The organism is Enterobacter cloacae complex sp. IR5459 (genome assembly GCF_049238005.1).
GTDB lineage: Bacteria > Pseudomonadota > Gammaproteobacteria > Enterobacterales > Enterobacteriaceae > Enterobacter > Enterobacter hormaechei_C.
Genome location: NZ_JBMKIG010000008.1, coordinates 140827 through 166209 on the forward strand (window position 1 = coordinate 140827; position 25383 = coordinate 166209).

General features: G+C 56.8%; 24 protein-coding genes. 6 read left to right on the forward strand and 18 right to left on the reverse strand.

Features of this window, described 5'->3' with window-relative positions; genetic code table 11:
• Positions 1–9 precede the first annotated feature (9 nt).
• The 6 genes from urtD to ACOTX4_RS17435 form a co-directional block, all read right to left on the reverse strand.
• Positions 10–807, reverse strand: coding sequence for an urea ABC transporter ATP-binding protein UrtD (gene urtD, locus ACOTX4_RS17410; protein ID WP_032658381.1), 798 nt, complete (start codon positions 805–807; stop codon positions 10–12).
• Positions 807–1880, reverse strand: coding sequence for an urea ABC transporter permease subunit UrtC (gene urtC, locus ACOTX4_RS17415; RefSeq protein WP_032609181.1), 1074 nt, complete (start codon positions 1878–1880; stop codon positions 807–809). The genes urtD and urtC overlap by 1 nt, the downstream gene beginning before the upstream one ends.
• A complete protein-coding gene (gene urtB / locus ACOTX4_RS17420; protein ID WP_045333035.1) occupies positions 1880–3454 on the reverse strand; it encodes an urea ABC transporter permease subunit UrtB in 1575 nt (524 codons plus the stop codon). The genes urtC and urtB overlap by 1 nt, the downstream gene beginning before the upstream one ends.
• 22 nt (positions 3455–3476) lie before the next feature.
• Positions 3477–4748 (reverse strand): urea ABC transporter substrate-binding protein, encoded by a 1272-nt coding sequence (gene urtA / locus ACOTX4_RS17425; RefSeq protein ID WP_015570544.1) that lies wholly within the window; start codon positions 4746–4748, stop codon positions 3477–3479.
• 201 nt (positions 4749–4949) lie between these two features.
• Positions 4950–6053, reverse strand: coding sequence for a cobalamin-independent methionine synthase II family protein (locus ACOTX4_RS17430; protein WP_015570545.1), 1104 nt, complete (start codon positions 6051–6053; stop codon positions 4950–4952).
• Positions 6054–6209: 156 nt separating this feature from the next.
• The gene (locus ACOTX4_RS17435) at positions 6210–6620 is read right to left on the reverse strand and encodes a rhodanese-like domain-containing protein (RefSeq protein ID WP_045333033.1); all 411 of its coding nucleotides are present in this window, start codon (positions 6618–6620) and stop codon (positions 6210–6212) included.
• Positions 6621–6693: 73 nt separating this feature from the next.
• Here ACOTX4_RS17435 and ftrA point away from each other — a divergent pair, with 73 nt between their 5' ends.
• Complete coding sequence (gene ftrA / locus ACOTX4_RS17440; protein ID WP_045333149.1) at positions 6694–7692, forward strand: transcriptional regulator FtrA; 999 nt, start codon at positions 6694–6696, stop codon at positions 7690–7692.
• 148 nt (positions 7693–7840) lie between these two features.
• On the opposite strand, the gene ACOTX4_RS17445 is transcribed toward ftrA, so the two are convergent.
• Positions 7841–8203, reverse strand: a complete 363-nt coding sequence (locus tag ACOTX4_RS17445) for a hypothetical protein (RefSeq protein WP_003857209.1) — start codon at positions 8201–8203, stop codon at positions 7841–7843.
• 243 nt (positions 8204–8446) lie between these two features.
• Between ACOTX4_RS17445 and ACOTX4_RS17450 the strand changes: the two genes are divergently transcribed.
• On the forward strand, positions 8447–8680 hold the full coding sequence (locus tag ACOTX4_RS17450) for a DUF2554 family protein (RefSeq protein ID WP_003857211.1): 234 nt from the start codon (positions 8447–8449) through the stop codon (positions 8678–8680).
• Here ACOTX4_RS17450 and ACOTX4_RS17455 read toward each other — a convergent pair.
• Positions 8677–10641, reverse strand: a complete 1965-nt coding sequence (locus tag ACOTX4_RS17455; protein ID WP_003857212.1) for a peptidase U32 family protein — start codon at positions 10639–10641, stop codon at positions 8677–8679. The two genes, ACOTX4_RS17450 and ACOTX4_RS17455, sit on opposite strands and share 4 nt — an antisense overlap.
• Positions 10642–10721: 80 nt before the next feature.
• The gene (locus ACOTX4_RS17460) at positions 10722–11249 is read right to left on the reverse strand and encodes a helix-turn-helix domain-containing protein (RefSeq protein WP_045333032.1); all 528 of its coding nucleotides are present in this window, start codon (positions 11247–11249) and stop codon (positions 10722–10724) included.
• Between the two features lie 92 nt (positions 11250–11341).
• Between ACOTX4_RS17460 and ACOTX4_RS17465 the strand changes: the two genes are divergently transcribed.
• Entirely contained in the window at positions 11342–12508 is a 1167-nt protein-coding gene (locus ACOTX4_RS17465; RefSeq protein WP_045333031.1) for a benzoate/H(+) symporter BenE family transporter, read from the forward strand.
• On the opposite strand, the gene ACOTX4_RS17470 is transcribed toward ACOTX4_RS17465, so the two are convergent.
• Positions 12488–13360 (reverse strand): helix-turn-helix domain-containing protein, encoded by an 873-nt coding sequence (locus ACOTX4_RS17470; protein WP_003857218.1) that lies wholly within the window; start codon positions 13358–13360, stop codon positions 12488–12490. The genes ACOTX4_RS17465 and ACOTX4_RS17470 overlap by 21 nt on opposite strands.
• 174 nt (positions 13361–13534) lie before the next feature.
• Between ACOTX4_RS17470 and ACOTX4_RS17475 the strand changes: the two genes are divergently transcribed.
• Positions 13535–14431, forward strand: a complete 897-nt coding sequence (locus ACOTX4_RS17475) for a DMT family transporter (RefSeq protein WP_003857219.1) — start codon at positions 13535–13537, stop codon at positions 14429–14431.
• 34 nt (positions 14432–14465) lie between these two features.
• Here the strand turns inward: ACOTX4_RS17475 and ACOTX4_RS17480 are convergent, their stop codons facing one another.
• A complete protein-coding gene (locus ACOTX4_RS17480; protein ID WP_045333030.1) occupies positions 14466–15140 on the reverse strand; it encodes a DUF3313 domain-containing protein in 675 nt (224 codons plus the stop codon).
• 133 nt (positions 15141–15273) lie between these two features.
• Entirely contained in the window at positions 15274–16869 is a 1596-nt protein-coding gene (locus ACOTX4_RS17485; protein ID WP_045333029.1) for an ABC transporter substrate-binding protein, read from the reverse strand.
• A 111-nt stretch (positions 16870–16980) separates the two neighbouring features.
• Here ACOTX4_RS17485 and pepT point away from each other — a divergent pair, with 111 nt between their 5' ends.
• Complete coding sequence (pepT, locus tag ACOTX4_RS17490) at positions 16981–18210, forward strand: peptidase T (protein WP_045333028.1); 1230 nt, start codon at positions 16981–16983, stop codon at positions 18208–18210.
• On the opposite strand, the gene tehB is transcribed toward pepT, so the two are convergent.
• Together tehB and tehA are read right to left on the reverse strand one after the other, a co-directional pair.
• A complete protein-coding gene (gene tehB / locus ACOTX4_RS17495; protein ID WP_032609167.1) occupies positions 18207–18800 on the reverse strand; it encodes a tellurite resistance methyltransferase TehB in 594 nt (197 codons plus the stop codon). The genes pepT and tehB overlap by 4 nt on opposite strands.
• Positions 18800–19795, reverse strand: a complete 996-nt coding sequence (gene tehA / locus ACOTX4_RS17500; protein WP_045333027.1) for a dicarboxylate transporter/tellurite-resistance protein TehA — start codon at positions 19793–19795, stop codon at positions 18800–18802. Before tehA ends, tehB begins: the two co-directional genes overlap by 1 nt.
• A gap of 121 nt (positions 19796–19916) precedes the next feature.
• On the opposite strand from tehA, the gene ydcK reads away from it, so the two are divergent.
• A complete protein-coding gene (gene ydcK, locus ACOTX4_RS17505; protein ID WP_045333026.1) occupies positions 19917–20897 on the forward strand; it encodes a YdcK family protein in 981 nt (326 codons plus the stop codon).
• Here ydcK and rimL read toward each other — a convergent pair.
• The 4 genes from rimL to ACOTX4_RS17525 all read right to left on the reverse strand — a co-directional run bounded on the left by rimL (position 20892) and on the right by ACOTX4_RS17525 (position 25376).
• Positions 20892–21431, reverse strand: a complete 540-nt coding sequence (rimL, locus tag ACOTX4_RS17510) for a 50S ribosomal protein L7/L12-serine acetyltransferase (protein WP_045333025.1) — start codon at positions 21429–21431, stop codon at positions 20892–20894. The genes ydcK and rimL overlap by 6 nt on opposite strands.
• A gap of 105 nt (positions 21432–21536) precedes the next feature.
• The gene (locus tag ACOTX4_RS17515) at positions 21537–23192 is read right to left on the reverse strand and encodes a glucan biosynthesis protein D (protein ID WP_032609161.1); all 1656 of its coding nucleotides are present in this window, start codon (positions 23190–23192) and stop codon (positions 21537–21539) included.
• 230 nt (positions 23193–23422) lie between these two features.
• Positions 23423–24196, reverse strand: a complete 774-nt coding sequence (locus ACOTX4_RS17520) for an ABC transporter substrate-binding protein (protein WP_023314127.1) — start codon at positions 24194–24196, stop codon at positions 23423–23425.
• Between the two features lie 10 nt (positions 24197–24206).
• Entirely contained in the window at positions 24207–25376 is a 1170-nt protein-coding gene (locus ACOTX4_RS17525) for a pyridoxal phosphate-dependent aminotransferase (protein ID WP_023324630.1), read from the reverse strand.
• Positions 25377–25383 lie beyond the last annotated feature (7 nt).

Here is a 25383-nt window from a genome sequence, read left to right on the forward strand (position 1 = left end):
CCCCTCTCCTTAACGTCCCAGATAGACGTCAATTACCTGTTCATTGGCCTGTACCTCGCGAAGCGAACCTTCCGCCAGTACCCGCCCCTGATGCAGCACCGTGACGTGGTCGGCGATGGTCTCGACGAAGCCCATATCGTGCTCAACCACCATCAGCGAATGCTTGCCTGCCAGGGTTCGGAACAGCTCGGCTGTGTATTCCGTCTCTGCGTCGGTCATACCGGCGGCGGGTTCGTCCAGCAGCAACAGGTGCGGGTCCTGCACCAGCAGCATGCCGATCTCCAGAAACTGCTTCTGTCCGTGGGAAAGCAGTCCGGCACGGCGATCGCGCTCACAGCCAAGCCGCAGCAAAACCAGCATCTCGTCAATGCGGTCGCGCTGCTCGCCGCTGAGCGTGGCCCGCAGGCTCGCCCAGACGGACCTGTCGGCTTTCATGGCGATTTCGAGGTTTTCCCCTACGGTCAGCGCTTCAAACACGGTCGGCTTCTGGAACTTACGGCCAATGCCCTGACGGGCGATGGCCGCCGGTTCCAGGGCTGTCAGATCGATGGACTGATCGTAAATAGCTTTCCCGCTTTTTGGCCGGGTTTTGCCGGTGATCACGTCCATCAGCGTGGTTTTACCGGCGCCGTTAGGGCCAATGATGCAGCGCAATTCTCCGACGCCGATATTCAGCGAAAGATCGGTCAACGCCTGAAAACCGTCGAAACTGACGTTAATGGCCTCGAGCTGCAACACCGGATCGGTCTGCTCACGGTAACGATCGCCCGGTAGCTGGCGGGTAAAGAGTCCTTCAGAGGGCTGCATTAATTCTCTCCCTTACGAAACAGACCGAACACGCCGCGCGGTAAAAACAGCGTCACGGCGATGAAAATCAGCCCCAGAAACAGCTGCCAGTACTCCGGCATCGCCACGGTGAAAAAGCTCTTCGCACCGTTGACCAGCGCCGCGCCAATCACCGGGCCCACCAGAGTGCCGCGCCCGCCCAGCGCTACCCAGATGGCCGCTTCAATCGAGTTGGTTGGCGACATTTCACCCGGGTTGATAATGCCCACCTGCGGAACGTACAGCGCCCCCGCCAGGCCACACAGCACGGCGGAAAGCGTCCAGACCAGCAGCTTGAAGCCGCGCGGATCGTAGCCGCAGAACGTGAGACGGTTTTCCGCATCGCGCACCGCCGTTAAAATGCGGCCAAATTTACTCTTCGCCAGCGCGTAGCCTGTGCCCAGGGCCAGAAGCAGCAGCACGACCGTTGCGAGAAACAGCGCGATCCGCGTGGTGGTCGCCGTGACGGAAAATCCGAGCAGCGTGGTAAAGCCGGTAAAGCCGTTATTGCCGCCAAAGCCGGTTTCGTTGCGAAAGAACAGCAGCATGCCCGCATAGGTCAGCGCCTGGGTCATGATGGAGAAATAGACCCCTTTGATCTTCGAGCGGAAAGCAAACCAGCCGAAGACCAGCGCCAGCAGGCCGGGTATCGTCACAATTAACACCAGTGCCCAGGCAAAATGCTGCGTTCCCCACCAGAACCAGGGCAGTTCGCTCCACGAGAGAAACGACATAAACGCGGGCAGCCCGTCTCCGGCCGCCTGGCGCATCAGGTACATGCCCATCGCATAGCCGCCCAGGGCGAAGAATATGCCGTGCCCCAGCGAGAGCATACCGGCATAGCCCCAGACCAGATCGAGGGCCACGGCGACCACCGCGTAGCAGAGGATCTTGCCGATGAGCGTCAACATCCACGTGGAAACGGCCAGCGGATGGGTGGCGGGCAACAGCGCGAGAAAAGGCAGCACCAGCAGCGCCGCAACCAGCAGACTGCCGAAGATTTGCGCGGTGCGCGGTGCCCTGCGCGCCAGTGTTAAGGTCAATGGCTGGCTCATCAGTCTGTCACCCTCCCTTTAAGTGCGAATAACCCCTGCGGACGTTTCTGGATAAACAGAATGATCGCCACCAGAATCAGTATCTTGCCCAGCACGGCGCCCATCTGCGGTTCAAGAATTTTATTGAAGATCCCCAGACCAAAGGCCGCCGCGACGCTACCGGCCAGCTGGCCGACGCCGCCGAGCACCACCACCAGGAATGAATCGATGATGTAACCCTGGCCCAGCTCCGGTCCCACGTTCCCCAACTGGGATAACGCCACGCCGCCCAACCCGGCAATGCCGGACCCGAGGCCAAACGCCAGCATATCTACCCGTCCGGTGGGAACGCCGCAGCAGGCCGCCATGCTGCGGTTTTGCGTCACCGCCCGCACGTTCAGACCCAGACGCGTTTTGTTCAGAATGAGCCAGGTGAAGAACAGCACCATCAGCACAAACCCGAGCACCACAATACGGTTCCACGGCAGCGTCAGGTTGGCGAAAACCTGCACCCCGCCGGACAGCCAGGCCGGGTTTGCGACCTCAAGGTTCTGAGCGCCAAAGGTCATGCGGACCAGCTGGATAAGCATCAGGCTGATCCCCCAGGTGGCGAGCAGGGTTTCCAGCGGGCGGCCATACAGATGGCGGATCACCGTGCGCTCCAGCACCATCCCGATGCCTGCCGTCAGGCAAAACGCCACCGGCAGCGCCACCACCGGATAAAGCGCCAGCCACTGAGGCATCCACTGCGCCATCACCTGCTGCACCATCCAGGTGGCATACGCCCCGAGCATCAGCATTTCGCCGTGGGCCATGTTAATCACCCCCAGCAGACCATAGGTGATAGCCAGCCCGAGCGCGGCCAGCAAGAGTACCGACCCCAACGACAGGCCCATGAAGGCCTGCCCCAGCAGTTCACCCCACATCAGCCGGTGCTGAATACGGTCCAGGCTCTCAGCGGCGGCGGCACGTACCCGTGCGTCCGGCTCGGTTTGCGCCCGGGTGAATGGCGTCAGCGTGGCCTGAACGTCCGGATCGTCAGACTGTCCCAACAGTTCAACCGCGTTGCGGCGCGTTTCCGCCTGCGGACTCGCCAGCTGAAGATTTGCCAGCGCCAGCCTCAGCGACTGTCGGGTGACGTCGTCCGTTTCGCGATTAGCCCGCTGTTGCAGAAACCCGAGCATATCCGGCTGGGCGTCACGCTGAAGCTGCCGCGCGGCATGACGTCTTTCGGTGACACTGTCACTGACAAGCTGATGCGTCGCCAGCGCCGTGACGGTTAACACGCGCAGCCGGTTGGTCAGTCGCACGGCTTTGGTCGTTCCTTCGGCGCTCTTTGCCGCGCCCAGGGCCACCATTTCACCGTCGATGCGGGTAAAAGCCTTCTTCTGGCTGTCGGTGTAGAGGTTCTCTTGTTGCAGCGCTTTAAGCAGCGGCAAGCGTGCAGGTTCCGGCGTGGCTGCCCAGCGGGTCAGCATGGAGGTTTGCTGGCTGCGGCTAGCGGCAACGAAATCATCGGCATCCGATGCCTGCGCCATCCCTGGCAGCAGTCCGGTAAGCCACACAATCGCAATCATCATGCGCATGGCGTTCATGACGTCTCTCCCTGGTGGTGGCTTAGTTGCTGGCGGTTTTCATCGGCTGGTCAGGCTTTTTGTCATTCCCGGCGATAAACGGGCTCCACGGCTGAGCGCGTACCGGCTGTTCGGTTTGCCAGACGACGTTGAACTGGCCGTTGCCTTCGATTTCACCAATCATGACGGGCTTATGCAGGTGGTGGTTGGTGGCATCCATGGTCAGCGTAAAGCCGGATGGCGCGTTGAACGACTGGCCCGCCATTGCCGCGCGCACTTTGTCCACGTCGGTTGTCCCCGCTTTTTCAACCGCCTGCGCCCACATATGCAGGCCGACATAGGTCGCTTCCATCGGATCGTTGGTGACGACGGTATCGGCATTCGGCAGCTTATGGGCTTTCGCGTAAGCTTTGTAGGCCGCGACAAAGGTCTGGTTGGTCGGGTTATCGACGGATTCAAAGTAGTTCCACGCCGCCAGGTTACCCACCAGCGGTTTGGTATCAATGCCCCGCAGTTCCTCCTCGCCCACCGAGAACGCCACCACCGGCACGTCCGTGGCTTTCAGGCCCTGGTTCGCCAGCTCTTTATAGAAAGGCACGTTGGAATCACCGTTGATGGTGGAGACCACCGCCGTTTTACCGCCCGCGGAGAATTTCTTGATACTGGCGACGATGGTCTGGTAATCGCTATGACCAAACGGGGTGTAGACCTCTTCAATATCTTTATCTTCCACGCCTTTCGAGTGCAGGAAGGCGCGCAGGATCTTGTTCGTGGTGCGCGGGTAAACGTAGTCCGTTCCCAGCAGGAAGAAGCGTTTCGCGCTGCCGCCGTCCTCGCTCATCAGGTACTCCACCGCCGGGATCGCCTGCTGGTTAGGCGCCGCGCCGGTATAGAAGACGTTAGGTGACATCTCTTCACCTTCATACTGCACCGGATAGAACAGCAAACCGTTCAGCTCTTCAAAAACCGGCAGAACTGATTTACGCGATACGGAGGTCCAGCAGCCGAACACCACGGCGACCTTATCCTGGCTCAGAAGCTGGCGGGCCTTTTCGGCAAACAGCGGCCAGTTGGAGGCCGGGTCAACCACCACCGGCTCCAGCTTTTTCCCGAGTACGCCGCCTTTGGCGTTGATTTCGTCGATGGTCATCAGGGCGACATCTTTCAGGGGCGTTTCTGAAATGGCCATCGTGCCGGAGAGTGAGTGCATGATCCCGACTTTAATGGTCTCTGCGGCCTGAACGCCAAAACTCACTCCCATGGCGACCACGGAGGCGGACAAGGCGAACGCTTTTATAAAGGTACGACGGTGCATATTTTCACTCCTGAAAAAGAAAGCTGTGCGAAGACGTCCGTTACCGCCCGGACGCAGAAAAAAGTAACGTCAGTTTCAGGAGAGCAAAAAGAGTGCCAGGTTGCAGAGGCAGGATTTAAACGGGTTCGAAGAGAGGATCTACGGGAAACGACTCAGAATGGTACAGCGCTGCACTGTAATAATGCAGCGCTGTAAACGATGTTACCAGACGTCGCTGGCGATTTGCGTCACCAGGCGAACTTTATCCCACTGCTGGGCTTCGCTCAGGCTGTTACCCTCTTCCGTGGAGGCAAATCCGCACTGCGGGCTGAGGCAAATCTGCTCTTTCGCCACGTAGCGCGCAGCCTCTTCCAGACGCGCTTTCACCCCTTCCGGGTTCTCCAGCTCACCGTGCTTGGTGGTGATCAGCCCCAGCACCACCTGCTGTTTACCCGGGCGCACAAAACGCAGTGGCGCGAAGTCGCCGCTACGGTCGTTGTCGTACTCCAGGAAGAACGCGTCGACGTTCACCGTGCCGAACAGCACCTCCGCCACCGGCTCATAGCCGCCTTCGGAAATCCAGGTTGAGCGGAAATTACCGCGGCAGACGTGTAGCCCGATGGTCAAATCGTCCGGTTTGCCCTCCAGCGCCTTATTCAGCACCCGGGCATAGGTTCGGGCAAGTTCGTCTGCATCATCACCGCGCTCGCGGATCTGGCGGCGCTGGTCTTCTGAACAAAGGTAGGCCCAGACGGTATCATCCAGTTGCAGATAGCGGCAGCCTGCATCGTAAAAGGCCCGAATGGCATCGCGCCAGGTTGTCGCCAGATCGTCAAAGTAATCCTTCAGATCCGGGTAGACCGTGGCATCAATATCCTTGCGGCCACCGCGGAAGTGCAGCACGCTCGGGCTCGGAATGGTCATCTTCGGCTGTGCGTTACCGCTGATGCTTTTGAGGTAGCGAAAATCTTCCAGCATAGGATGATCGCCGAAGCCCAGTTTGCCCGTTACGCGCACGCCGTGGGCTTTGGTCTGCACCCCGTTGAACTGAATGCCCTGCTGCGAATCATAACGCTCTACGCCCTGTAGCCCGTCAAAGAAGTCAAAGTGCCACCAGGCGCGGCGGAATTCACCGTCCGTTACCACATGCAGACCGCAGGCGCACTGCTGTTCGACAACATGGCGAATGGCCTCGTCCTCAACCGCGCGAAGCTGACCGGCATCGATCTCACCGCTGGCAAATTGCAGACGGGCCTGTTTAACAGAGTCCGGGCGTAAAAAACTGCCGACTACATCGGCGCGGTACGGGGCGTGGTGTCGCTGCATGGAAATCTCCTCTGTCTGTCGGCGTTAATTGCCCACAGTGATAATTCATCTCTTGAACATTTAGACTTCTGGATGTCTAAACGTCCTAAAAAGATGTCATACCGGCTCGCCGCCGACAAACGAGAAAATTTCATCTGTGATGAAATAAATTCATGTTCACAGGGCGGGCGATGAAGATCCTGCAAACGCGAACCGCTCATCTTCCCAGCCGGTCATGCCCCCGAGCATAATCTTAACCGGCAGACCCAGACGCGCCAGCTTCAGCGCCGCCCTGTCCGCCCCGTTGCAGTGCGGGCCTGCACAATAGACGACAAACAGCGTGCCCTCTGGCCACGCTGTCATCCGCTCGGCGGTGATCTGGCTCCAGGGTAAATGCAGCGCGCCGGGCAGATGCCGCCGGGCAAAATGTTCAGGCTTCCCGACAACGTGCAGCAGAACAAAGTCCTGCTCACCGCTGGATACCGCGTGATGGACATCGGCGCAGTCCGTCTCGACGCTCAGACGACGCAGAAAATGCCCCACGGCTTCCTGCGGATCAGCAGCCGGAAATTCAGTAACATAGCTCATGAATCTTCCTCATTTGTGGTGTTTGTGTTAACACTACTCTATCCCTTAATTCAGAACATGAATGCGTCCGCCTATGCCAGAAAACAGCAAAAAGATGACAAACTTAAGACATCCCTCGCCGCGCGCGGTCGTGCTAGCATATGACGGTTTATGTACCTTTGAGTTTGGCGTGGCGGTAGAAATCTTTGGCTTGCCGCGCCCGGAGATGGGCGATGACTGGTATCAGTTCGCCGTGGCGAGCGTGGATGGCGGCGAGCTCCGGGCAACGGGCGGGATCCGTATTCTGGCCGACGGCGATCTGCGTCTGCTTGAAACGGCGGATCTGGTTGTTGTACCCGGCTGGCGAGGGCTGGATGAACCCGTACCCGAAGCGCTCTGCCAGGCGCTCCGCGCGGCGCATGCCCGCGGCTGCCAGCTACTCTCGATCTGTTCTGGCGTTTTCGTTCTGGCAGCCTCAGGCCTGCTTGACGGGCGGAAGGCAACCACCCACTGGCGCTACACGCAAGCTCTGAAAACACGCTTTCCCGCCATCACCGTGGTCGAAGATGTGCTCTACCAGGACGAAGGCGATATTCTCACTTCCGCCGGCAGCGCCGCGGGGATTGATCTGTGTCTGCACGTGGTGCGCCGGAATTACGGTATGGAGGCAGCAAACCGCGTGGCGCGTCGACTGGTGATCCCGCCCCATCGGGACGGCTCGCAAACCCAGCAACTTAGCCGACCGGTGGCTCAGTTGCGGGAGAGCCAGCGCCTGGGCCAGCTGTTCGATTATCTTCATCAGCATCTGGCCGTTTCCCATACCGTCGAATCGCTGTCCCTGCGGGTAGGTATGAGTCAACGCACCTTTCTGCGCCGTTTCCAGGACGCGACCGGGACAACGCCCGCGCGCTGGTTATTGACTGCGCGATTGCAGCGGGCAAAAGATTATCTCGAAAACAGTCGGCTCAGCATTGATAATATTGCGGAACAAACCGGATTTGGACAAAGCGCCACGCTGCGCCACCATTTCCGGCAGCAATTTGCGCTTTCGCCCGCGCAATATCGCAAACAATTTTTACAGCCGGTACGATAAACGGGCAAAAAAAAACCGCCATAATCTGGCGGTAAATGCTTGCATGGATAGATTTGTATTTTGGTATCTACGCTCCGGTATTCCCTACCGGGATGTGGATCACCAGCAATCTACCACTGTGAGCCTCAACGAAGCATAAACGAATCGATTAACCCGCTTTGGTATTAATTTGCAGATAACGCATCAGCCCCTGATCTGCACTCTGGCGGGCATCATCATTAATCGCTTCGAGATAAAACGCACGCGAGACCCCATACGGTGCCTGCTCGGGTGGGTAAACGGCGAACTGGAAGGTTTTGCCTCTCGCCTTATTGGTACAGCCCAGTTCCCAGCGATCTTCACTTACCTGGGTGCTATTACATTCGACACGTCCGTAATCGCTGGTTAAATACGATCCGACACGGCTTTTTGCTGACTGAATATATTCTGGTTCTTCATTTGAATAGATGCTGGCCGCAGCACCCACCGCAACCACTACGCCCAGAAGTGATAGCACGATTATTTTTTTCATTTATTCGATCCAATCCTTAGCCAGAAAAATCTTATTGTAAATGATTTCCCAATAAATCTAGTTGTTCTTTTCATACCAGAAATGGGAGTTTACAACGTCGATATCGCTTTTAAGAATAGTCTTAAGCGCGTTTTATTGCGACCACAATTTTTGACACTCTATTTTCTCAAATTTAAAGAGTCGAATAATTACTCTATGAAATTATCCCTACGATGACCGTAGCGTATTTTCAGGGGATAAATGATGTTCAGAAAAGAATTTTCGCTACTGCTGGTGATTAGCGCCCTGTTCTCAGGACAGATTATGGCGGAGCACAAAGGGCATGAATTTGTGTATGTGAAAAACGCCGACCATCAGCTTCGTCATGAAGCTGACAGCGACGAGTTACGCAGCGCGGCTGAGGAGTCTGCGGAGGGGTTGCGCGAGCACCATACCTGGCAGAAATCGCGCAAACCGGATACCCACTCTGCGGGTTAGCTGCCTTTACGCTTCGGCAGGGTCTTCATCAAATCGTCAGGGCTGACGGAGGCCACAATGCTTCCCGGCGGCGGCATTTTGAAGATGTGATTCTTCATCTTGCCGATAACGTGCATTTCACACGGACGGCAGTCAAACTTCAGCGTCAGCACTTCATCGCCATTCACCAGCTGCATCGGCGTCGCTTTCCAGCTTTTAATATTGCCTTTCGCCTGTTTCGGACAAAGGTTAAAAGCAAACCGCAGGCAGTGTTTGGTGATCATCACCGGCACATCGCCCTTCTCTTCATGCGCTTCATACGCGGCGTCAATCAGCTGCACGCCGTGACGATGATAAAACGCACGCGCTTTGTGGTTGTATACGTTCGCGAGGAAAGAAAGATGCGTGTCCGGGTAGACCGGCGCAGGCACCGCTTCGGCCTTACGGCTGCCGCGCGAATAGTTTGCCAGGCGTACTTCATCCAGCATCTCGGCCGTTTCACGGCGGAACTGGTTCAGCAGGCTGTTCGGCACGAACAGCGCGTCCGGCAGATTCACCTCAATATTGCGCGCGTAATAAATGGTCTGCCCCAGCTTCGCCACGCCATCCTTGAGGTTGTTGAGCGCTTTCTCCGCATTGTTCGCCACCTCGAACAGGCCGTCGAGCGTATGCGTCACGCTGATGCCGTCTTCGCATGTCATGGTCAGGATCAGCTGCTCTTCCCAGCCCCCCAGCGCGATATCCACCGCAATGCGGCGCTCGCTGGAGGTCTTGAGCAAGGCCTGCTGCCAGTTGTGATCCAGGTTACGGTTAAGCGCCGCATTAGGACGGGCTTTGTAGAGATCGGCAGGCATTTCGTTCGGCCAGACGCGATAGCGATTTTCGCCGGTTTTCTCCACCGTATTGGCGCGGAAACCCACTACTTCACGTTTGATCATCACGTTGAGACCATCGCCGTTCGCCAGCGGCTCTGTCACCTGAACGTCAAGATGATCTTTCGCCACTTTCAGCACTTCACCCACCGGCAGGCCGATAAACTTCGGTGAGTCGAACGCGCCAATATCCCCTTTACGGGCATTCACGAAATAGTCCGTGCTGCCGCGGTGGAAGGTTTTGTCCGTAGACGGAATAAAGAAATGCTCTGTACGCCCGGCGGAGGCGCGCGCCAGATCACCGCGATCGTCGATGATGGCATCCAGCATCTGACGATAATGGGCGGTGATATTTTTGACGTAGCTCATGTCCTTGTAGCGCCCTTCAATTTTGAAGGAGCGTACGCCAGCATCGATCAGCGCACCGAGGTTCGCCGTCTGGTCGTTATCTTTCATCGACAGCAGGTGTTTTTCGAATGCCACCACGCGGCCCTGATCGTCTTTCAGGGTATACGGCAGACGGCAGGCCTGAGAGCAGTCGCCCCGGTTAGCGCTGCGCCCCGTCTGGGCGTGAGAGATATTACACTGCCCGGAATAGGCCACACACAGCGCACCGTGGATAAAGAATTCAATGGTCGCGTCGGTCGCCTGATGGATATCGCGGATCTGGTTCAGGTTCAGCTCGCGCGCCAACACAATCTGCGTAAACCCGACGTCCGAAAGAAACTTCGCCTTCTCGACGGTGCGGATATCGCACTGAGTGCTGGCGTGCAGCTCAATCGGCGGGATATCCAGTTCCAGAACGCCCATATCCTGAACGATCAGGGCGTCAACGCCGGTCTGGTAGAGATCGGTGATCAGACGCTGCGCGGGCTCCAGCTCATCATCATGAAGAATGGTGTTCAGGGTCACAAACACCTTCGCCCCGAAACGGTGAGCGAACGGTACCAGCTCGGCAATGTCGCGCAGGCTGTTGCTGGCGTTATGCCGGGCACCGAAGCCAGGGCCGCCAATGTAGACGGCATCCGCACCGTGAAGAATGGCTTCACGGGCAATGGCGGCGTCGCGGGCCGGGCTTAGCAGTTCAAGATGATGGGAGTGCAGGCGCATACTTCGTCGTTATCCGTTATGGTCAAAATGGCGGCTATTGTAGTCAGAAGTCTGTGTCAGTGAAACCGTTTTGCGACGCTTTAGCGGGGATAATGGATCAGGGAGTGAAAATGCACCGTACGGGCGCTGCTGTTGCGGTACGCGTGCGGTTTATCGCCGGCAAAACGCACGCCGGAATCAGCGTATATTATGCGCCAGACACCGTCGATCTGCATATCCAGCTCACCGCTTATCACCACCACATGTTCGATCACCCCGGCTTCGTGCGGCGTGGACTCGCTCAGCGCGCCGGGCGACAGGGTGATGGAGAAATGGTCGAACTTAAGCTGTTCATCCCAGGGGAAAAGCGGTTTCACCACCATCGCCTGCTGCTGCGGATCGAATACCGCCTGCGGTTCGCTTTCTGGAGTGATAAACGCCGAAAAAGGTACGTTCAGCCCGGTGGCGATTTTCCACAAGGTAGAGACCGTCGGGCTGGACTCATTGCGTTCGATTTGCCCAAGCATCGCTTTCGACACGCCCGTCTCTTCCGCCAGTTTTGACAGGCTCCAGCCCCGCGCCAGACGCAGCGCTTTCAGTGTGGTTGCCAGGTGTTGAGTGATATCCATAGTTCCTCCCGTTGCGGCAAAGCATACCACTTGTACGCTATAGCGCACAGTGATACCTTATCCCGGACGTTATAACGCACAACGGAGTTTCCATGCGATCGACTGCCTCTCTCTTTCCTGCCGTGCTGGCCGGTTTTGTTGCCGTTCTGGTGGGCTATGCCAGCTCTGCCGCCATTATCTGGCAGGCGGCTGCGGCGGCTGGCGCCAGTACACAGCAAATCGCCGGATGGATGACCGCGCTAGGGCTCGGGATGGGGATCAGCACGCTGGCATTGTCGTGGTGGTATAAAGCCCCCGTGTTGACCGCCTGGTCGACTCCTGGCGCGGCGTTGCTCGCCACCAGCCTGCATGGCGTGACGCTGGCGGAAACCATCGGGGTATTTATATTCGCGAATACGCTGATTCTGCTGTGCGGCGTCACCGGCCTGTTTGCCCGGTTGATGAAACTGATCCCGCACTCGCTTGCCGCCGCTATGCTGGCGGGCGTGCTGTTACAGTTTGGCCTGAAGGCATTCAGCAATCTTGAAGGACACATTTTTCTTTGCGGCAGTATGCTGGCCGCCTGGCTGGTGGCCAAAGCTGTAGCGCCCCGGTACGCCATTGTCGCCACGCTGCTGGTGGGCGTGTTCGTTGCCTGGGCTGGAGGTGACGTTGTCACGAAAAGGATAACGTTATCGGTCATCATGCCGGAATTCATTGCCCCTGCGTTCACCTTCACCAGCCTGATCAGCATCGGCTTACCCTTCTTCCTGGTGACCATGGCGTCGCAGAATGCGCCCGGCTTCGCCACTATGCAGGCATCGGGCTATCCGCTGGCGGTCTCACCGCTGATCGTTGCCACAGGCGGGCTGGCGCTGCTGTTGTCCCCCTTCGGCGTCTATTCTATATGCATCGCCGCCATCACCGCCGCCATCTGCCAGAGCCCGGACGCCCACCCGGATGCCAGTAAACGCTGGCTGGCTGCGGCGGCCGCAGGTGGGTTTTATCTGCTGGCGGGGGTGTTCGGCGGGTCGATTTCGGGGCTGATGGCCGCCCTGCCGCTGAGCGGCATCCAGACGCTGGCCGGGCTGGCCCTGCTCGGCACTATCAGCGGGAGTTTGTATCAGGCACTGAATCATGAAGCAGAGCGCGACGCGGCGATCGTCACCTTCCTGATGACCGCCAGCGGCGTCACGCTCCTGGGGATTGGCTCCGCCTTCTGGGGGCTGGTGTTGGGAGGGATCTGTTACGCCGTCTTCTCACGCCTTCGCCGCGCGTAGCTGTGACGGCGTAATGCCGGTCATGCTGCGAAAACGGTTACTGAAATGGCTGGCGGAGTTAAATCCGCAGGCCAGCGCGATGTCGGTGAGCGGCGTGGTCGTGTGCTGCACCATCGCTTTGGCCTTCTCCATGCGGCGCTGCATAACGTACTGATGCGGCGCCAGGCCCATCGACTGGCGGAACATCCGCGCAAAGTGATACTCACTGAGTGCGGCCTGGCCCGCCAGTTCCGCCAGCGTTAAGGGTTGCGCCAGGTTTTCCTCGATAAAGGCCAGCACGTTGCGCAGCACAAACGGCGATAACCCGCCGGTCACTACCGGCAGCTTCCACTGTACGCTGGAATAGTGCTGGACTAAATGCGTCAGCAATAAGGTCGACGCGGTGCTCAGGGTGAGCTGATTGGCGTTTTGCTGCCAGTCGCAGCCGAGCAAAAACTGGCGATAAAGGGCGGTGATTTTCGGATCGCTGCCGAATATTTTTTCCTCCAGCGTCAGCGATAGCGGTCGTTTATCCCAGATTTTCTCCCCCACGTCCCGCAGGTGTTCATCGGTGCAGTAGAGGTGCACGAACGACAGGTCGTCACGAATATCCCACGTGGATTCGCTCTCTTCCGGCATCAGACAAAAACGATCCGGCCCACCGCCATTTTTCCAGCCACCCGGCGTTTTTTGATAGCTTTCATAGCCATCTGCCACGTACAGGCTAAGGGTGTGATGGTTGCTTTTCACGGTGATCGTGTCGTGCTTGTTGTACCACGCCGCCAGTTGAATGCCAGTATTGAGCGCGACGGTTTCCCGCAGCACCGCATTTTGTTGGCGTAACGTTTCAAAGGTGTCGTAAACGAGAGACATGGCCGTAAACAGGTGATTAATCAGACTGTCAGTCTAAGAAGTGTTGCAGCCTGTTACCAGCCATTGTGCGAGAAAAAAGCGCAAGAATTTGCAAGTCCGGCGCAAGGCGATGAAAGCAGGGCCCATCTTCTTTCGCCACACTGTTGTTTTTCGCGGTATGAGAAGAGAGAAACCATGAACGCATTACTCTATGGGCTGGTTGTTGTTATCTGGGGCACGACCTGGATCGCCATTTTTTTGCAACAGGGGCCGGTTGCAGCGCCGGTCTCCATTTTCTGGCGCTTCGCCGTGGCCAGCGCCACGATGATGATCGTCCTGGTCGCCCTTCGCCGCCTGCGCAGGCTGGCGCTGCGGGATCATCTCTACTGCATGCTACAGGGCTGCTGCGTTTTCTGTTTCAACTTCTGGTGCTTTTACACCGCCGCCGCCCATATCAATACCGGCCTTGAGTCGGTGATTTTCTCGATGGCCGTGCTGTATAACGCCATCAACAGCTTTATCTTCTTCGGCCAGCGTCCACCCGCACGCTTCTGGACGGCGGCAGCGCTGGGGCTTATTGGGATCATTACCCTGTTCTGGAACGATCTGCTCGCCAGCGGCTGGAGCGCGTCGTTGCTTACGGGCATCGGGCTTTCCGCCCTCGGCACCTACGGCTTCTCGCTGGGGAATATGATCAGCATGCGTCATCAGCGAAACGGGCTGGAAACCATGACCACCAACGCCTGGGCGATGCTGTATGGCACCGTCGTGATGGGACTTATCGCCCTCTTCAGAGGCGATAACTTTATGCCGGAATGGACGGTGAGCTATATGGGGGCGCTGCTCTATCTTGCGCTGTTTGGCTCGGTGATTGCCTTCGGCGCCTACTTTACGCTGGTAGGCCGCATTGGTCCCGGTAAAGCCGCCTACAGCACCCTGCTGTTCCCGCTGGTGGCGCTGTCGATTTCAACGGTGTACGAGGGTTACGTGTGGCATCTCAACGGGATCGTCGGCCTGTTGTTGATACTGGGGGGGAATATGGTGATGTTTACGAAGCCGGAAACCTGGTTCCGCCGCCTGCGGACGGCATAAAAAAACGGCCTGCGAAAATGCAGGCCTTTTTTTATTAATTTGCTGTCTGATGAACATCAAACATAGTGGCATCCGTTGCCATGTCATCCACAACCTGCTTCAGGGTGCCGAAGCCCATTGGCGTATTCTCGTTCGCCAGCTCTTTCCCTTCCCCCTTACGAACAACCTTAATCACCGGTTTGTTCGTAGCCGCGTCGATTAACTCACCTTCGAAGAACAGATGCGTATCCATGGTGCGATGGCCCGTTGCCATCTGCGTACCCGCCACCAGCAGCGCCACAGGCACCACTTCATAGAACTGCAAACCTTCTTTGTCTGAGCTCACACCGGTAATGGCGCCGCGGAAGATCAGGCTATGTTTGCCCGGCGTCGTCACAATCGGCTTACGCTGGGCAATCGCGGTTTTCAGTTTGGTATTGGTATAATTCAACAGCTCATCAAGCGTTTTTTGCCCAAGCTGAGTGGTCGGTTTTGGCGTCGGATAATAGGTTATCGGCGTCCAGATAATGCTGTCATAATTCGCCTCATTATAAGAAGGATCAACCCAGCGCAGGGTTGGCTTCCCTGTTGCAGATTTCATCTCCTGCAAGCCTGAGTAATCTTTTAAAAAGCCTGAATATTGATCGGGGGCTGCGACTTTGGACGCACAGCCTGAAAGGGCCAACAGACCAGAAAGCACTGCAACTTTAAAAAAAGTGTGAGTACGCATGATGGTATTCCATGTTATCTGCAAGTATGCACTTGAAGTTATAACAAAAAACCGGGCGATGTGTTGTGGCAAAAAATGACGAAGACAGCACAAATAGCGAAAAAACTGCCCGACCGAAACCGGGCAGTGAAAATTACTCTTTCAGGTCCACTTGCCAGAACAGGTGTTTGCCGAAGGGATCAATTTCATAGCCCGTGACCTCTTTACGGACTGGCTCAAAAATCGTTGAATGAGCAATCATTACCGCCGGCATTTGATCGTGCATCATCTGCTGCGCCTGCTTGTACAGCGCCACGCGTTTTTCGCGATCGGTTATCGATTTTGCTTCGGCAATCAGGTTATCAAACGGCTTATAACACCATTTCGCCGAATTCGACCCGCCGTTGGCGGACGTACAGGTAAACAGCGGGCCGAAGAAGTTATCTGGATCCCCCGTCGCCGTTGTCCAGCCCATCAGCGCAGCCTGATGCTCCCCGCCCTTCACGCGCTTCAGGTATTCGCCCCATTCGTAGGTCACGATTTTGGTCTGCACGCCAACTTTCGCCCAGTCCGCCTGGATCATCTCCGCCATACGCTTCGCGTTCGGGTTATACGGCCGTTGCACGGGCATGGCCCACAGATCGATGCTTACGCCGTTGGCAAACCCCGCCTCCTTTAACAGCGCTTTCGCTTTTTCTGGATCGTAATCGTAGTCTTTCAGCTCACTGTCGGCACTCCAGACGCCAGGCGGCAGCAGGTTTTTCGCCGCCGTGCCGGTGCCGTGGAAAACCGCCTCAATGATGGCCGGTTTGTTAATCGCCATCGCCAGCGCCTGGCGCACTTTTACGTTATCCAGCGGCGGCTTTTGCGTGTTAAACGCCAGGAAACCGGTATTCAGACCGGCCTTGCTCATCAGGTTGATATGTTTGTTAGCCTTCATACGCGGCAGGTCCGCCGGGTTCGGGAACGGCATCACCTGACACTCATTCTTCTCGACTTTGGCAAAACGTACCGAGGCGTCCGGCGTGATGGTGAACACCAGACGATCCAGCTTCGATTTTCCCTGCCAGTAGTCAGGGAAAGCGGTAAAGAGGATGCGGGAATCCTTCTGATATTGCGACAGCTTAAACGGCCCGGTGCCAATCGGCTGCATATCGACCTTTTCTGGCGTGCCCGCTTTCAGCATGGCATCGGCATACTCCGCCGACAGAATGGAGGCAAAGTACCACGCCAGGTCAGCGACAAACGGCGCTTCCGGATGCGCCAGGGTGAAGCGCACGGTGCGATCGTCAACTTTATCAATGGCGGTAATCAGGCTGCCGAACTCCAGACTTTCGAAGTTGGAATAACTGCCGTTGGAGACGTTATGGTAGGGATGATTGACATCCTTCTGGCGCATAAACGAGAAAATCACGTCGTCCGCGTTGAAATCGCGCGTCGGCGTGAACAGCTTATTACTGTGGAATTTCACCCCTTTGCGCAGGTGGAAGGTGTAGACCTTGCCATCCTCGCTTACCTCCCAGCTTTCCGCCAGGCTCGGCACCAGTTCGGTAGTGCCCGGTTTGAAATCGACCAGACGGTTATAAACCGGTACGGCGCTGGCGTCCACGCTGGTCCCCGACGTATAGAGCTGAGGATTGAAATTTTCCGGCGATCCTTCGGAGCAATACACCAGCGTTTTTGCCGCGACGGTGGAACTGACCGTCAGTGCAGCAAGCGCCAGCGTTATCATTGTGAATGTGCTTTTCATCATTTATTCCTGTCTTTTTAATTCGACGGCTAATTACTTCTTTTGCCATTTCATAAATAACATTAAAGTGATGGCGCAAACACATGAAAAATAAATACAGAAGGAAACACTATGGGCTCAGAACTCTCCAGACAATTAACCCAACGCTTTTTCCGCTATCTCGCCATCACCAGCCAGAGCGACCCGAAAGTCAAAACCCTGCCCTCCACTCCGGGCCAGCACGACATGGCGCGGGAGCTGGCGAAGGAGCTGGAAACGCTGGGGTTAGACGATATTGTGATTGATGAGTTCGCCACCGTTACCGCCGTGAAAAAAGGTAATGTTCCCGGCGCGCCGCGTATTGGTTTTATTACCCATATCGACACCGTCGACGTCGGTTTATCCCCGGATATTCATCCACAAATATTAACCTTTACGGGGGATGATCTCTGTCTGAATAAAGAGAAAGATATTTGGCTGCGCGTAAAAGAGCACCCGGAAATTCTGGCTTATCATGATGAGGAGATTATTTTCAGCGACGGAACCAGCGTATTAGGCGCAGATAATAAAGCGGCCGTCACCGTGGTCATGACGGTGCTGGAAAACCTCACCGCTGAGCACAACCATGGCGATATTGTGGTGGCGTTTGTGCCCGATGAAGAGATTGGCCTGTGCGGCGCGAAAGCGCTGGATTTAAAGCGCTTCGACGTCGATTTTGCCTGGACCATCGACTGCTGCGAGCTGGGCGAAATTGTTTACGAGAACTTTAACGCGGCGGCGGCTGAAATTCGCTTTACCGGCGTCACGGCGCACCCGATGTCCGCCAAAGGGGTGCTGGTCAATCCGCTGCTGATGGCAACAGATTTCATCAGCCATTTCGATCGCCAGCAAACCCCGGAATGCACCGAGGGGCGCGAAGGTTATATCTGGTTTAACGGCATCCAGGCCGGGCAAAACGAAGCGGTACTGAAAGCCAACATTCGTGATTTTGACAAAGACGGTTTTGCCGCCCGCAAGCAGCAAATTGCCGATGTGGCGGCGCAAATAGCCGCGCAGCATCCCACGGCAAACGTGGAGTATCGCATTGAAGATACCTACAGCAATATCAGCAATGCGATTGGCGAAGACCGCCGCGCGATCGACCTGATGTTCGAGGCGATGGAGTCGCTCGGCATCACCCCAAAACCGATCCCCATGCGCGGTGGCACGGATGGGGCGGCCCTGTCAGCTAAAGGCCTGCTCACCCCTAACTTCTTCACCGGCGCCCATAACTTCCACTCGAAGTTTGAGTTTTTACCGCTGTCGTCGTTCGAGGCCTCCTGTCGCACTGCACTGCAACTCTGTCTGCTGGCCGCGCGTTAAGCGGGCTTGCGTGCGAGCATGGTGGCGAAGCGCAGCTTGATACGGTTCCCGTTGGCATCGGTACGGTGGAGTTCCCCCACCTCTTCGTTGTACTTGATCAGCTCCCAGCCTTCGTAGTAGTTACTCAGTTCACCGGGTTTGAAGGCAAACGGGAAGCCGACGGTGCACGGATAATCTTCCGTATCCATGGCGGCAACGATCAGGTTATAGCCGCCTGGTTTAGTGCAACGCTGCATATTGGCGATAAGACCAGGGATGGTATTCGCTTCGAGGAACATCAACACGACGGTGGAAAGAATAAAGTCGTATTCGCCGTCAAAGGTCAGGTTGTTCAGATCCTTGATCGCCGTTTGCAGATTCGCGATCCCTTCCGCCGCCTTAATGCGCTCAATGTTATCGATGCTCATCGGGTTTTTATCCCACGCCGTCACGTCATAGCCATTGGCAGCGAGGTAGAGGCTGTTACGGCCATTTCCGCAACCGAGATCGAGCGTTTTTCCCGGCTTAACAATGTCCGCGCTGAGCAGCACCTCTGAGTGCGTGCGGGTCAGCCCATATTTCTCAGTAAAGTAGTTTTCATCGACAGTCATTATTTTTCCTCAGATTGCATAAGCAGTGCCTTATCAGCGCGCACCAGAAGTTTGCCCTGCATCAGCAAGATAAAAGTACGGACCAGCAGCATCGCGATGATGACGTTGGTGAAAATAAACAGGGGAACCGCGAGGGCATGAAAGAACCCTGACGGACTGCTCTGCCCAAGATGTAAACCGGTGGTCGCCAGCGCCGACACCCCGAACGAGAAGCTCCAGAACGACGCGTTGAACGGCTGCGACAGATACCACGGCATCAGACGCAGCATAAACAGGAGTTGCAACAGGCCATAGCCGAAAAGCATTTTGGCGAAGGTGTCCGCTTCGCCGCCGTTGACGCTAAACCAGGCGCTACAGGCCACCAGAGCAGGCGCAAGCTGGATCCCGAGCGAGGTACGAAGGGCAGCGGGCAGCTCGCCCGCGCTGCGCAGGCGTTGTAAAATGACCGGCTCCAGGCTCAGCCAGGAAAAGACCCCGGCACCAAGGAACACCAGCCCCGCGTCGTGGAAACCCAGCGCACCGCAGGCCATCGCGCTGATAAAATTGTTCGCCACCGTTGGCAGATAGAGTCCCGGCGTCGTGGCTTCTTCCGGATGCTTGCCGCGCCACAGCCCGGCGCTTTGCCAGGCGGCATACGCAAGCTGGATCACCACGCCCACGCTAAACAACCCCAGCGCCACCGGGCGATACCACGGCACAAAGCCGATGGCCACCAGCAGCGTTGTGGCAGGAAACAGGCTGACAAAACTGCTCATTACCGGATGCCGCATCTCGGCCAACACGCTATGTGGAAACCGTACCGCACGGGTAAGAAACGCCACGCTCAGAAGGAACCAGATCGCCACCGCCAGCGCCACCAGGATCTCGCCCGGCCAGCGCGTCACCGGCCAGATGGTGCTGGCATAACGCCAGGCGAACCCCATGCCTATGGTCCCGAGGACCATACCGAAATACCCGGCGGGCAAGTTAAGAACGCGTTGGTTTTGGTTATGCATTTTTTTTAAAGTTTAAAATGTATTTTAAATGCCATTTTAAGGGGTTTCCTGAGCGGACGCCAGCACTTCGAAAAACCAAAACTTTGCTACGTTTATTGAAAGGCTTTTCAGGGATAACACGATGACAAAATATCGGCTCAGCAATGAAACGCGTCTCTGGCACTGGCAGGACGGATCAACACCGTGCACAACGCCTCTAAGACAAATTATTGCCGTGAAGGATTTTAACGATGTGACCAGCGGGACTAAAGGCGGTTGGGTTGAGGATGAACACGCGCTCGCCCAGGACGGGGATTGCTGGGTTTACGATGAAAACAGCGTGGTGTTTGCCGGGGCCAGGATATCCGGTAACGCCCGCCTCACCCAACCCTGCATCGTAAGCCACCGCGCACACGTTGGCGGCAACGGCTGGCTTGACGCGGCAGAGGTGAGTCACGGCGCGGTAATATGTGACAACGTCACCATTCAGCACTCTACCGTACGCGGGGAATGTCGTATCGCGGGTGACGCGCGGGTGCTGCATAACAGCCTGGTGATTGCAGCCAAAGGGCTGACACCCGACCGTGAGCAGATCCTGCAAATTTATGACCGAGCCACGGTCAGCCAGTCGCGTATTGTGCATCAGGCGCAAATCTACGGCGATGCCATGGTGACCTGGGCCTTTGTTGAGCACCGTGCCGAGGTGTTCGATCGCGCCATTCTTGAGGGCAACGCGCTGAATAACGTCTGGGTGTGCGACTGCGCCAAAGTGTACGGCAACGCCCGTCTGCTGGCCGGTCTGGAGGATGATGCCATCCCGACCGTGCGGTACAGTTCACAGGTCGCGGAAAACGCCCTCGTTGAAGGCAACTGCGTCATTAAACACCACGTATTAATAGGCGGCGAGGCGTGGTTACGCGGCGGGCCAATCCTGATTGATGACAAAGTGGTTATTCAGGGGCGGGCGCGTATCAGCGGCGATGTCCTGATTGAGCATCAGGTGGAAATAACGGACGATGCGGTTATCGAGGCGCTGGAGGGTGAAAGCATTCACGTCCGGGGAGCCAAAGTGATCAACGGCGACACGCGGATCACCCGGACGCCGCTGCTGGGGGCGCTATAGCGGGAAGATTCTGGCGTACAGGTTCACGTCATCGTAACGCCCGTTGAGCATTTCCGCTTTCCGCAAACAACCTTCCAGCGTGAAACCGTTGCGCTGCGCCACCCGGTTACTGCTCTGGTTATCCACGCGACACTTGATCACAAAACGGCGGATCTCGCCGCGCTCAACGTAATAGCGCATAAACGTCTGGAGCGCCTGAGAAAGAATACCCTGCCCCTGATGCGCCTCGTCAAGCCAGTAGCCAATGTACCCGGCTTTATTCGCAGGCTCGATCGCGTTGAAGGACAGCACGCCCACCAGCTCGTCCTTCATGAAAATCAGGAACATTTTGGCGTAACCGCGCTGGTGCAACATCTGATTGCTCTGCACGTTGCGGCGCGTGTCCTCTTCGCTGCCGACATGCTGCGCCCAGTCGAAGGCGGTTTGCAGCCAGGTTTTGTTTTTGATTACGAGGTTATGCAGATCGGTGGTATAGCGCTCTTCGACGGCGCGAAGCTCGATTTCCCGGTTAACGGGAATGATTTCTGAAGACATAGTGCCTCTTAATTGCCGGGTGGCGCTAACGCTTACCCGGCCTACAAATGCGTCCAGAGCAGGCCGGGTAAGGCGAAGCCGCCACCCGGCACAAACCCATAAGGACTAGCGCATGATCCGGTCGTCAACGTAGTTACGTTTGTCCGGCGCGGGCGGGAAGTACTGGTACAGCCAGGTCTCGCTGATGGCATCGCCCTGACAGCGCAGGAACAGGCGCATATCCACCGGCTCGGTGGAGTCAGAGGTTGGATACCAGTCAAACAGAATGCGATACCCGTCGAACGGTTCGACATAGAGGATCTCCACCTGCTTCGCTTCACCGCTGGACAGGGTAATCACCGGCTCAATGCCCTTCGGTGCGGCGGCCTTCAGATCGCCCCCGACGAAGTCAATGGCAAAGCGACGGGCCCACACTTTCGGGTAATTTTCACCCGGCGCCCAGCCCTCCGGGAAGCCGCCCATACCGGTACGGGTAGCGTAGACGTTTGCCAGCGGGGAACGCACCGGCGGCTGCGCGCTCCAGTAGAGACGGTATTTGAAGTCCAGCTCATCACCCGCCTGCACCGGTTTCTCCGGCTGCCAGAAGCAGACCACGTTATCGAGCGTCTCGCCGGTTGTCGGGATCTCCATCAGGGCAATAGAACCTTTCCCCCAGTTGTTGCGCGGCTCGACCCACAGGCTTGGTCGCTTGTTATACCAGCCCATGACGTCCTGGTAATGGGAGAAGTCACGGTCAAGCTGTAACAAACCAAAGCCTTTCGGGTTTTTATCCAGGTAGGCGTTGAATTGCAGCTTTTGCGGGTTGTTCAGCGGTCGGCAGATCCACTCCCCGTTACCGCGCCACATCGCCAGGCGGTCTGAATCATGGATCTGCGGATGTATGGTGTCGCACATGCGGCGTTCGTTGTTGCCGCAGCTGAACATGCTGGTCATTGGTGCGATGCCGAGCTGCTTGATGTCTTTGCGCGCATAGAGATGGTTTTCGACGTCCATGATCACCTGACTCTTCTCACAGTGGATCACAAACTTATAGGCACCGGTAATGCTCGGGCTGTCCAGCAGCGCATAGACGGTAAAGGTGGTATCACCCGGCTTAACGGTTTCAAACCAGAAGGAGGTGAAATCCGGGAACTCTTCCGGGGTGTCGGTAAAGGTATCTACCGCCAGCCCGCGCGCGGAGAGGCCGTACTGGTAGGTATCATCCACTGCGCGGAAGTAGCTCGCGCCCAGGAACGAAACGATATCGCGTCGCGCCAGTTCCGGCGCTTTAAAGACGCGGAATCCGGCGAAGCCGAGGTCACTCTGCCCTTCAAGCTGTTTGGTATCCACGCCCGTATCGCCATAGCTGAACAGCTCAGGCCGGAAGTGGATCTCACGCGCCTGAGAGGTGGTTTGATCCAGCGAGAACATGCGCACGCGGCGGCGGAATCCCATCCCCATATGGAAGAACTGGGCGTCCAGCTGACGGCCTTCAATGTTATTCCACAGCGACTGCTTCTCATCGTAACGGATGGCGTTGTACGCCTGCGGCGTCATGGTGGCCAGCGTTTCCGGCAGCGGACGCGGCGCACCGCCCCACGGGGTTTTCGCCAGATCGTGCGCCATGGATTGCAGAACAGAGAAGTCAAAGCGACGGCTCTGACCGTCGGCAATGTCGGAGTCAGCAGCATACGCCGCCTGGGAAAACAGAGATGCAAGGCCAGAAGTGCCGCTCAGGGCAGCCATTGCCAGGGAACCTTTGAGAAAACGTCTGCGATTCATGCCTGAGAAAACGTCCTTATGGTCGTGTGAATGAGTTTCGCGCGCAGCGAAATGACGGCAAGAAAGAACGCACAGCCTAAACAAAAACGGTTAAGAATCCAATTGTTGGCGGGTGATTATCTGAACAAACCGAGAAATATTTTCTGTCGACCAGAACGGCCTGAAAAAGGGGTAAAGTTATGTATAAAAATGCCCCGGCTGGACATCGACAGCCGGGACCAACGAGGCGGTTATTTTACGCTGACATCGATACCCGGGAAGTACTTATCAGCCAGTTTAGCGATCGTGCCGTCGGCACGTACTTTATCAATTGCGGCATCAAGCTGCTTTTTGGTGGCCTCATCCCCTTTACGCAGCCCAAAGCCGATCCCACTGCCGAGGATGGTGTCGTCCGACACCGGTTTGCCGATAAAGCCAAACCCTTTACCCTGCGGCTTACTGAGGAAACCTGCCTGCCCGGCCGCTGACATGACCAGCGAGGCATCAATGCGGCCATTCAGCAGATCTCCCCAGGCCATATTCTGATCTTTATAAGACACCACGGTGACACCGTGCTTTTCCCAGTGCTCTTTGGCGTAAGTTTCCTGAATTGAACCCTGGAGAACGCCGATGGTTTTGCCCTTCAGCCCTTCGGGGGTAGCCTCTACCGCAGAACCGGCTTTGCCCACCAGCTGGGAGGGAATGCGATAGATGGGCTGGGTGAAATCAATGCTTTTGCGACGCTGCTCGGTGATGTTCATCGCCGAGTTTATGGCGTCGAACTTTTTCGCCACCAGACCGGGGATCAGCGCATCAAACGAGGTTTCAACCCAGCTGCACTTCAGCGCGGCGGCTTTACAGATGGCATTTCCCAGCTCTACGTCAAACCCTTCCAGCTCCCCTGACGCATTGCGGCTTTCAAACGGTGGATATTCCGCTTCCAGCCCGTATCGCAACTCGGTGGCGGCAAACGACGAGAATGAACACAACAGTCCCATGCCGACAACTAACGCGTGTAATTTCATCTCAAATTCCTTAACGTGGTGTAACCCGACAAAGGGCCTGGGCACCTGCCCGTAACGTCGCCTCATCTTTCGCAAAAGAGAGACGGATTAACTTATTGTCCGTGCCATCGGCATAAAACGCCGACAGCGGAATGGTGGCAACCCCGTACTCGACAATCAGCCTTTTCACCATCTCGCTGTCGCGCTCGTCGCTAAAGCCGCTGTAATCCGCCAGCAGGAAGAACGAACCGGCACTTGGTAGCAGCCTGAACGGTGAGTCGGCGAGCAAACTTTGCAGCAGATCGCGCTTGCGCTGATAAAACGCCGCCAGCGACAGCCAGGTTTGCGGATCGGTCATGTGTTCGGCAAACGCGTACTGCATCGGCGTATCGGCCGAGAACATTAAAAATTGATGGACTTTACATATCTCATCCATCAGTTCCGCGGGTGCCACACAATAACCCACGCGCCAGCCGGTGACGTGATAGGTTTTTCCGAAAGAAGAAATAATCACGCTGCGCTCCGCCAGCTGCGGGTGCGTCGCCATTCCGTGGTGCGGTTCGCCATCAAAAACGACGTGCTCGTACACTTCGTCAGACAAAATGATGATGTCGGTGTGGCGCGTCAGCGCTGCCAGCTGGTGCAGATCGGCGGCTGAAAACACCTGTCCGCTCGGGTTGTGCGGCGTATTGACGATGATCATCCGCGTGCGTGGGGTTATAGCCGCCCGTACTTCATCCCAGTTCACGGCAAAATACGGTACCGTCAGTTTAATGGCAATCGGCGTCGCTCCTTGCAGACGGACAATCGGCGCATAGCTGTCAAAGGAGGGCTCGAAATAGATCACCTCGTCTCCAGGATGAACCAGCCCGCTGATGGCTGAGTAAAGCCCTTCGCTGGCGCTGGCGGTCACCAGCACCTCACTCGCCGGGTCATAGTGTGTGCCATAGAGCGTGGCAATTTTGTCCGCGATGCGCTCTCTGAGCGGTTGCAGACCGGTCATGGAGGCGTACTGGTTATGCCCTGCCTCCATGGCGCGGGTCACGCCGGTGATAAGTTTTGGGTCGCAGGAAAAATTCGGCGCACCCTGAGAAAGGTTGATGGCGTTATGCCGGGCTGAAAGCTGGCCGATAACGGTAAAAATGGTGGTTCCCACATCGGGCAATTTGGATCGTGTCTGCACCGGCGTTTTCAAAGTCATCCTCTGT

Bases quoted from the DNA above. Each gene is read 5' to 3' on its own strand.
- urtD (WP_032658381.1), bottom strand. From the start codon at position 807: ATGCAGCCCTCTGAAGGACTCTTTACCCGCCAGCTACCGGGCGATCGT.
- urtC (WP_032609181.1), bottom strand. From the start codon at position 1,880: ATGAGCCAGCCATTGACCTTAACACTGGCGCGCAGGGCACCGCGCACC.
- urtB (WP_045333035.1), bottom strand. From the start codon at position 3,454: ATGAACGCCATGCGCATGATGATTGCGATTGTGTGGCTTACCGGACTG.
- urtA (WP_015570544.1), bottom strand. From the start codon at position 4,748: ATGCACCGTCGTACCTTTATAAAAGCGTTCGCCTTGTCCGCCTCCGTG.
- ACOTX4_RS17430 (WP_015570545.1), bottom strand. From the start codon at position 6,053: ATGCAGCGACACCACGCCCCGTACCGCGCCGATGTAGTCGGCAGTTTT.
- ACOTX4_RS17435 (WP_045333033.1), bottom strand. From the start codon at position 6,620: ATGAGCTATGTTACTGAATTTCCGGCTGCTGATCCGCAGGAAGCCGTG.
- ftrA (WP_045333149.1), top strand. From the start codon at position 6,694: ATGCCAGAAAACAGCAAAAAGATGACAAACTTAAGACATCCCTCGCCG.
- ACOTX4_RS17445 (WP_003857209.1), bottom strand. From the start codon at position 8,203: ATGAAAAAAATAATCGTGCTATCACTTCTGGGCGTAGTGGTTGCGGTG.
- ACOTX4_RS17450 (WP_003857211.1), top strand. From the start codon at position 8,447: ATGTTCAGAAAAGAATTTTCGCTACTGCTGGTGATTAGCGCCCTGTTC.
- ACOTX4_RS17455 (WP_003857212.1), bottom strand. From the start codon at position 10,641: ATGCGCCTGCACTCCCATCATCTTGAACTGCTAAGCCCGGCCCGCGAC.
- ACOTX4_RS17460 (WP_045333032.1), bottom strand. From the start codon at position 11,249: ATGGATATCACTCAACACCTGGCAACCACACTGAAAGCGCTGCGTCTG.
- ACOTX4_RS17465 (WP_045333031.1), top strand. From the start codon at position 11,342: ATGCGATCGACTGCCTCTCTCTTTCCTGCCGTGCTGGCCGGTTTTGTT.
- ACOTX4_RS17470 (WP_003857218.1), bottom strand. From the start codon at position 13,360: ATGTCTCTCGTTTACGACACCTTTGAAACGTTACGCCAACAAAATGCG.
- ACOTX4_RS17475 (WP_003857219.1), top strand. From the start codon at position 13,535: ATGAACGCATTACTCTATGGGCTGGTTGTTGTTATCTGGGGCACGACC.
- ACOTX4_RS17480 (WP_045333030.1), bottom strand. From the start codon at position 15,140: ATGCGTACTCACACTTTTTTTAAAGTTGCAGTGCTTTCTGGTCTGTTG.
- ACOTX4_RS17485 (WP_045333029.1), bottom strand. From the start codon at position 16,869: ATGAAAAGCACATTCACAATGATAACGCTGGCGCTTGCTGCACTGACG.
- pepT (WP_045333028.1), top strand. From the start codon at position 16,981: ATGGGCTCAGAACTCTCCAGACAATTAACCCAACGCTTTTTCCGCTAT.
- tehB (WP_032609167.1), bottom strand. From the start codon at position 18,800: ATGACTGTCGATGAAAACTACTTTACTGAGAAATATGGGCTGACCCGC.
- tehA (WP_045333027.1), bottom strand. From the start codon at position 19,795: ATGCATAACCAAAACCAACGCGTTCTTAACTTGCCCGCCGGGTATTTC.
- ydcK (WP_045333026.1), top strand. From the start codon at position 19,917: ATGACAAAATATCGGCTCAGCAATGAAACGCGTCTCTGGCACTGGCAG.
- rimL (WP_045333025.1), bottom strand. From the start codon at position 21,431: ATGTCTTCAGAAATCATTCCCGTTAACCGGGAAATCGAGCTTCGCGCC.
- ACOTX4_RS17515 (WP_032609161.1), bottom strand. From the start codon at position 23,192: ATGAATCGCAGACGTTTTCTCAAAGGTTCCCTGGCAATGGCTGCCCTG.
- ACOTX4_RS17520 (WP_023314127.1), bottom strand. From the start codon at position 24,196: ATGAAATTACACGCGTTAGTTGTCGGCATGGGACTGTTGTGTTCATTC.
- ACOTX4_RS17525 (WP_023324630.1), bottom strand. From the start codon at position 25,376: ATGACTTTGAAAACGCCGGTGCAGACACGATCCAAATTGCCCGATGTG.